This is a genomic window from Rossellomorea aquimaris TF-12 (assembly GCF_001648555.1).
GTDB lineage: Bacteria > Bacillota > Bacilli > Bacillales > Bacillaceae_B > Rossellomorea > Rossellomorea aquimaris.
On sequence record NZ_LQXM01000011.1, the window covers coordinates 1 to 7,764 of the forward strand.

General features: G+C 36.7%; 6 protein-coding genes. 5 read left to right on the plus strand and 1 reads right to left on the minus strand.

Going from position 1 to position 7,764, the window contains the following annotated elements:
- Positions 1-476 precede the first annotated feature (476 nt).
- The 4 genes from pdhA (at position 477) to lpdA (ending at position 5,501) form a co-directional block, all read left to right on the plus strand.
- Positions 477-1,592: a pyruvate dehydrogenase (acetyl-transferring) E1 component subunit alpha gene (pdhA, locus tag IQI_RS01610; RefSeq protein ID WP_064091099.1), complete on the plus strand. Its 1,116-nt coding sequence runs from the start codon at positions 477-479 to the stop codon at positions 1,590-1,592.
- 3 nt (positions 1,593-1,595) lie between these two features.
- The gene (locus IQI_RS01615) at positions 1,596-2,573 is read left to right on the plus strand and encodes an alpha-ketoacid dehydrogenase subunit beta (RefSeq protein ID WP_064091100.1); all 978 of its coding nucleotides are present in this window, start codon (positions 1,596-1,598) and stop codon (positions 2,571-2,573) included.
- A 161-nt stretch (positions 2,574-2,734) separates the two neighbouring features.
- A complete protein-coding gene (locus tag IQI_RS01620; protein WP_064091101.1) occupies positions 2,735-4,087 on the plus strand; it encodes a dihydrolipoamide acetyltransferase family protein in 1,353 nt (450 codons plus the stop codon).
- Between the two features lie 4 nt (positions 4,088-4,091).
- Complete coding sequence (gene lpdA, locus IQI_RS01625; protein WP_064091102.1) at positions 4,092-5,501, plus strand: dihydrolipoyl dehydrogenase; 1,410 nt, start codon at positions 4,092-4,094, stop codon at positions 5,499-5,501.
- 402 nt (positions 5,502-5,903) lie between these two features.
- Here the strand turns inward: lpdA and IQI_RS01630 are convergent, their stop codons facing one another.
- Positions 5,904-6,293, minus strand: coding sequence for a hypothetical protein (locus tag IQI_RS01630; protein ID WP_082892556.1), 390 nt, complete (start codon positions 6,291-6,293; stop codon positions 5,904-5,906).
- Between the two features lie 604 nt (positions 6,294-6,897).
- On the opposite strand from IQI_RS01630, the gene IQI_RS01640 reads away from it, so the two are divergent.
- Positions 6,898-7,737, plus strand: coding sequence for a polysaccharide deacetylase family protein (locus IQI_RS01640; protein WP_064091104.1), 840 nt, complete (start codon positions 6,898-6,900; stop codon positions 7,735-7,737).
- Positions 7,738-7,764: the final 27 nt, after the last annotated feature.

The following is a 7,764-nucleotide window of genomic DNA, read 5'->3' on the forward strand; positions in this document are numbered from 1 at the left end:
ATAGAAAACATAAAAGGAGAGACTACCAAGGTAGTCTCTCCTTTTATGTTTTCTATGGTTTATAAAATAAAGTGATTTAGAAACAGTATTTCTTACTCTATAACAGAAGATAATTATAGTACTCTTTATATATAACAGGGTGATGGATGTTATTGGTACAGTTTTTGATATTCATAACAACTTCTCAATAATTTTGGCCATTGAAGTAAGAAAATATAATACTTTGTCGTTGACGTAGGGAATTTTAATATTGTAAACTAATAAAGGTATTATAAGATTGTATTAGTCATAATGAGAATATGACTGATACAGATGAACCTGAATGTAATTTCGGGTTTTCTTTCTTAATATTTGTGGAAAACTATTAATAGTGTTTATCTGCAAGTATTGTGGTAGGTCATACTTAATTTGGGTAATCTAAACCTTGTATGTAAAAAACCAAAATAAATTGTATAGAGAAAGGGAAGGTGACTTCGATGGCTTCTAAATCAAAGAAGGCTCAATTCGATGCTGTTAAAGCACTCGAACAAATTGAAGACAAGTTTGAAATGTTCCAAATTTTGAACGAAGAAGGCGAAGTAGTAAATGAAGATGCAATGCCTGAAATTTCTGACGAGGATCTTCAGGAATTAATGCGTCGTATGGTTTACACTCGTATTCTAGATCAACGTTCTATCTCACTAAACCGTCAAGGACGTTTAGGATTCTACGCTCCAACAGCAGGACAAGAGGCATCTCAGATTGCTTCTCACTTTGCTCTTGAGAAGGAAGATTGGATTTTACCTGGTTACCGCGATGTTCCACAAATTGTTTGGCATGGTTTACCATTGGCTCAAGCATTCTTATTCTCTCGTGGGCATTTTAAAGGAAACCAACCTCCTGAGGGTGTAAATGTATTATCTCCACAAATCATCATTGGAGCTCAATACATTCAAACCGCAGGTGTGGCTCTTGGACTTAAGAAGAGAGGCAAAAAAGCTGTTGCAATCACATATACAGGTGATGGTGGTTCTTCTCAAGGTGACTTCTATGAAGGGATTAACTTTGCAGGTTCTTATGCAGCTCCAGCGATTTTCGTTGTTCAAAACAACCAGTTTGCAATTTCAACACCACGTGATAAGCAAACAGCAGGTAAAACAATTGCTCAAAAAGCAGTTGCAGCTGGTATCCCTGGTATTTTAGTTGACGGAATGGATCCATTAGCAGTGTATTCAGCTACTTTAGAAGCACGTAATCGCGCTGTAAATGGTGAAGGTCCTTCACTAATCGAAACACTTTGCTATCGTTATGGACCACATACAATGGCTGGTGATGACCCAACTCGCTACCGTACTTCAGAAATGGATACTGACTGGGAAAAGAAAGATCCATTGGTACGTTTCCGTAAATTCTTAGAAGGTAAAGGATTATGGAGCGAAGAGAAAGAAAATGAAGTCATTGAAGAAGCAAAAGAAGATATTAAGCAAGCAATTAAAGAAGCAGACGGTACTCCAAAACAAAAAGTAACTGACTTCATTAACAATATGTATGAAGAGCTTCCTTATAACTTAAAAGAACAATTAGAAATTTACAAAGAAAAGGAGTCGAAATAAGCCATGGCGCAAATGACAATGATTCAAGCAATCACTGATGCACTGCGCACAGAACTACGCAACAACGAAGACGTATTAGTTTTTGGTGAGGACGTAGGTCTAAACGGTGGTGTGTTCCGTGCAACGGAAGGACTTCAAAAAGAATTCGGTGAAGACCGTGTATTCGATACTCCACTAGCAGAATCAGGAATCGGTGGTTTAGCAATAGGATTAGCATTAGAAGGATTCCGTCCAGTACCTGAAATCCAATTCTTTGGTTTCGTTTATGAAGTAATGGATTCAGTAAGTGGACAAATGGCACGTATGCGTTACCGTTCAGGTGGAACGTATACTTCACCTGTAACAATTCGTTCCCCATTTGGTGGTGGAGTACATACTCCAGAGCTTCACGCTGATAGCTTAGAAGGCTTAATGGCTCAGCAACCTGGTTTAAAAGTAGTTATTCCTTCAACACCTTATGATGCAAAAGGATTATTAATTTCATCCATTCGTGATAATGACCCTGTCATTTTCTTAGAACATATGAAATTATATCGCTCGTTCCGTCAAGAGGTTCCTGAAGAGGAATATACCATTGAAATTGGAAAAGCTGATGTTAAGCGTGAAGGTACTGACCTTTCAATTATCACTTATGGCGCAATGGTACATGAATCACTAAAAGCTGCTGACGAACTTGAAAAAGAAGGCTTTTCAGTAGAAGTAATTGATTTACGTACAGTTAGCCCATTGGATATTGAAACGATCATGGCTTCAGTTGAGAAAACAAATCGTGCAATTGTCGTTCAAGAGGCTCAAAAGCAAGCGGGGATTGCAGCAAATGTAGTTGCTGAAATCAATGACCGTGCTATTTTAAGCTTAGAAGCACCAGTGCTTCGAGTTACAGCTCCAGATACTGTTTACTCTTTCTCTCAAGCTGAACCGATTTGGTTACCAAACCATAAAGATGTTCTGGAAACAGCTAAGAAAGTACTTAACTTTTAATTAATAAGCTTCTTAATCCTTTGGGAAGGAAGCTATGATAACAAAGAGAACAGAAGGGCATTTTACCCTTCTCTTTTCCAATTATAGATATAACAAAAACTAGACAGATAAATATTTCATTCATCTATTTTAAACATTATTCAATACAGGAGGTAGAATCCATGTCATTCGAATTCAAATTACCAGACATTGGTGAAGGTATTCATGAAGGTGAAATTGTCAAATGGTTTGTTAAACCTGGCGATAAAGTAGAAGAAGACGATGTTCTATGTGAAGTGCAAAATGACAAAGCAGTAGTTGAAATTCCATCACCAGTTGCTGGAACCGTTGAAGAACTTCTTGTAGATGAAGGGACTGTAGCGGTTGTCGGTGACACATTGATAAAATTTGATGCACCTGGCTACGAAGATCTTCAATTCAAAGGCGACGACGGAGATAAAAAAGAATCTGCAAAAGCTGAAGAAAAAACAGAAGGTCAAGTTCAAGGGTCAGCAGAATCTGGTCAAGATGTGAAGAAGGAAGCTGCTCCAGAGACAAAAGAAGAAGCACCAAGTCAAGATACTGAAGTAGATCCAAATAAACGTGTTATCGCTATGCCTTCTGTTCGTAAATATGCTAGAGAAAATGGTGTTGAAATTCGCCAAGTCTCAGGTTCCGGTAAAAATGGACGTGTAGTAAAAGAAGATATTGATGCCTTCTTAAGTGGAGATTCTAAACAAGCTGAAGCAACTTCTGAAGCGAAAGCTGAAGAAAAGGCACCAGCACAAGAATCGGAAACAAAAGCAGCTGCTCCTAAAGCTCCTGAGGGTGAATTCCCAGAAACACGTGAGAAAATGAGTGGAATGCGTAAAGCCATTGCAAAAGCGATGGTTAACTCTAAACAAACGGCTCCTCACGTTACATTAATGGACGAAGTTGATGTAACGAAACTTTGGGCTCATCGTAAGAAATTTAAAGAAATTGCTGCGGAAAAAGGTGTAAAACTTACTTTCTTACCTTATATCGTTAAAGCGTTAACCAGTGCTTTACGTGAATTCCCAGTTCTAAATACATCAATTGATGATTCTACAAGTGAAATTGTTCAAAAGCATTATTACAATATTGGAATTGCAGCTGATACTGACAAAGGTCTATTAGTTCCGGTTGTTAAAAATGCTGATCGCAAATCAATGTTCTCTATTTCAAATGAGATTAACGAATTAGCAGGTAAGGCACGTGATGGAAAACTTTCAGGTGACGAAATGAAAGGTGCATCATGTACAATTACAAACATCGGTTCTGCAGGAGGACAATGGTTTACCCCAGTAATCAACCATCCAGAGGTTGCCATTCTTGGTGTTGGACGTATTGCTGAAAAACCTGTGGTTAAAAATGGTGAAATTGTAGCCGCACCTGTGTTAGCATTATCATTGAGCTTTGATCACCGTATGATTGATGGAGCTACAGCTCAACATGCACTTAACCACATTAAGCGCTTGTTGAACGATCCAGAATTATTATTAATGGAGGCGTAATGCGATGGTAGTAGGAGATTTCCCAATTGAAACTGATACTATAGTAGTTGGAGCAGGTCCTGGTGGATATGTTGCAGCAATCCGTGCAGCACAATTAGGACAAAAAGTTACAATTATTGAAAAAGAAAATTTAGGTGGAGTTTGTTTAAACGTTGGTTGTATTCCATCTAAAGCGCTTATCACAGCAGGTCACCGTTTTCATCAAGCGCAACACTCTGATGATATGGGAATCGTTGCTGAAAATGTAAAAGTAAATTTTGATAAAGTTCAAGAATGGAAAGCCGGTGTAGTGAACAAGCTTACTGGTGGGGTAGAAGGATTACTTAAAGGGAACAAAGCAGAAATAGTTCGCGGAGAAGCATATCTTGTAGATGCTAACACTCTTCGTGTAATGGATGAGAATTCTGCACAAACCTATAAGTTTAAAAACTTAATTCTTGCAACAGGCTCACGCCCAATTGAAATTCCTAGCTTCAAGTTCTCTAAACGCGTACTTGATTCTACGGGTGCTTTAAACCTTACTGAAATCCCTAATAAGCTAGTTGTTATTGGTGGAGGATACATTGGTACTGAGCTTGGTACAGCGTATGCTAACCTTGGGTCTCAAGTAACAATCTTAGAAGGTGCTGACGACATTCTTAGCGGATTCGAAAAGCAAATGACGACCATTGTTAAAAAAGGTCTAAAGAAAAAAGGCGTTGACATTGTAACAAAAGCAATGGCTAAAGGCGTTGAAGAAGACGACAACGGAGTAGTTGTTAAGTATGAGGTTAAAGGTGAAGAGAAATCTGTTGAAGCGGACTATGTACTAGTAACAGTGGGCCGTCGTCCAAACACAGATGAAATCGGCTTAGAAGAAGTTGGAGTTGAAATGACAGATCGAGGCGTTATCAAAATTGATAAGCAGTGTCGAACAAACATTTCTAACATCTTCGCAATTGGTGACATCGTTGATGGACCGCCATTAGCTCATAAAGCTTCTTACGAAGGTAAAATTGCTGCAGAGGTTATATCAGGAGAACCAGCTGAAATTGATTATCTTGGAATTCCGGCAGTATGTTTCACTGATCCAGAATTAGCTACTGTAGGTTACTCTGAAGCAGGAGCTAAAGAAGAAGGAATCGAAGTAGTAGCTTCTAAGTTCCCATTTGCTGCAAATGGCCGTGCATTAGCGTTAAATTCAACTGAAGGCTTCATGAAATTGATTACACGTAAAGAAGATGGCCTAATTATCGGAGCTCAAATTGTAGGTTCTGGGGCATCAGACATGATCGCTGAACTAGGACTAGCAATTGAGTCAGGTATGACTGCTGAAGATGTTGCCATGACGATTCATGCTCATCCAACTTTAGGTGAAATTTCAATGGAAGCTGCTGAAGTTGCAATGGGTAGCCCAATTCACATCGTAAAATAATAAAACAAACCATTCTCTATCTGTCTTTGCTGGTTAGCTCATAACCGAGATACAGAAGTGAAATGAATAAATAAAAAAGGATGGTCCTCATTAATGAGGACCATCCTTTTTTATTGAAAATTTTAGGCTGTTTTCGTAAAGATTGTTGCTATTGAAAAAGGGAGTAGTGGTGAATATAACTTGTATTATAGAGAGGCAGCTTCTTTTGTTTGTTTTCTGCTCCAATGAAGCTTTGTCACATAAAATTCTAAAATGGACCTACCGAGAACCAGTAAGTGAAGCTAAAGGAGATTTTTGCTGTTTGTTGCCTAGGTAAGAAAGTAGAATCCAGTATACACTCATGTGATTTAAAATAACAACAATCTTTTGAAGAAACAAAAATGGGAGTAATAGATATATCTATTACTCCCATTTTTCAATTACATTAGATACTGGGTTCACAATTTGCTCTTTAGAAACTTTACCTTCAACCTTGAAAATAACCTGGTTATTTTCAACTACCACAATGGCCGGGGAAGTTGTCGCGGTTTTGACTATTTCTTTCGAGTTTTTTGTGTTTAGGCTAACCACCTTTAAATGTTTAAGGCCTTCTGGATATTCATTCTTCAACTCAATGATAGCATCGTAATATGAGATTTCTTTGGAGACATTTTTTTCATCTGTGAAGAAAATGACTTGCTTATCTATAAACCGGTCTTCTGCGAGGGCAGTTTTACTGGACGACAAATTATTACAAGAAGTTAGAAGCAACATCGAAAATACTAAAACTACTAAGGCAAGTAAATGTTTCATACATCATCCTCTTTCCTTACAACGATGCCATAAGCTTGTGAATTGTAAATAAATTCCCATTAATATGTTCTTTGTCACATTTTATCATATGGAAAAATAGAAAAGGGTCAAGTCATGAAAATGTTACAAAATTGAAATGACATAAATAATGAAATGACTCTGCAAAGAATATACTATGGTAGTACACTAAAATGAATGTGAATGAATTTATATGGTAATGGTTGAAAAACTGATTAAACGGTTATATAAAAAGAACATTGAATTACTAATATGAAAAAGGGTGTTTTGTATATGAAATCATATCTTGCATTTCTTATTCAAATGGTATTATGGAGCGTATTTACTATTGCTGAATGGATTTCCAATAAAGATCACCTTGAATACAAATGGATCATGTTTGTTGTTTTTTTCTATCTTGCATTTATAGCTGCCAAAAAAATAGTTCAATCAAAAAAGCTAACATTCTTAATCACATCTTTTAGTTTAATGTGTTTTTTTACTTTTAAAATTGTATTTGAAAATTTAATGGAAATATTTTAAAGTATCTCCATAATCATATTGAATATGTTAAAATATTCAAAGTGAATATGGAAAGGTGAGATTAATGAAGAAGATTATAGCAACAGGAATAACCCTCCTACTTTTAACAGCATGTTCAAATGTTCCTTCCAACTCGTCGGTAGAAAAAGAAGAAGTAAAACAAAAAAAATCAACAGAAGAGCAAGAGAAAGTAGAGACTTCAGAAATAAATGATGATGAACTAGAAACCACACCTGAAGAAAAAAATGAAACAGAAGAAGCAGTACAAACAGCAGAATATGTTATCAATGAAAATAATTGGAGTATAGAGCCTAAGAGTGATGCTAACCCTAAGGTGGTATTACTGACTATTGATGATGCACCCGATAAACATGCATTAAAGATGGCTGAAGATTTAAAGGATTTAAATGCCCCAGCCATATTTTTTGTTAACGGTCATTTCTTAAATACACCAGAAGAAAAAGAAGTTCTTCGAAAAATTCATGAGATGGGCTTTATTATTGGAAATCACACATATAGTCATACAAATCTAAATGATCTTTCCATAGAAGAACAAAAAGAAGAAATCGTTTCTTTAAATGATCTTATAGAATCAATTATCGGTGAACGTCCAAAATTCTTTAGAGCACCTTTCGGACAAAACACGGAATATAGTAAGCAGCTTGTTAAGGAAGAAAAAATGGCTTTGATGAACTGGACATACGGGTATGATTGGGTTCCAGAATATCAAAATAAGGATTCTATTACAGATATAATGATTAACAGTCCCTTTTTAAATGATGGAGCTAACTTGCTGATGCATGATCGTACATGGACGAGTGAAGGGTTAGTGGAAATTGTAAAGGGAATACAGGGGAAGGGTTACGAAATACTTGATCCTCTCCGAATAGAAACATTGGAATAATAAAAAACGCCCAAATGAACTATAGTT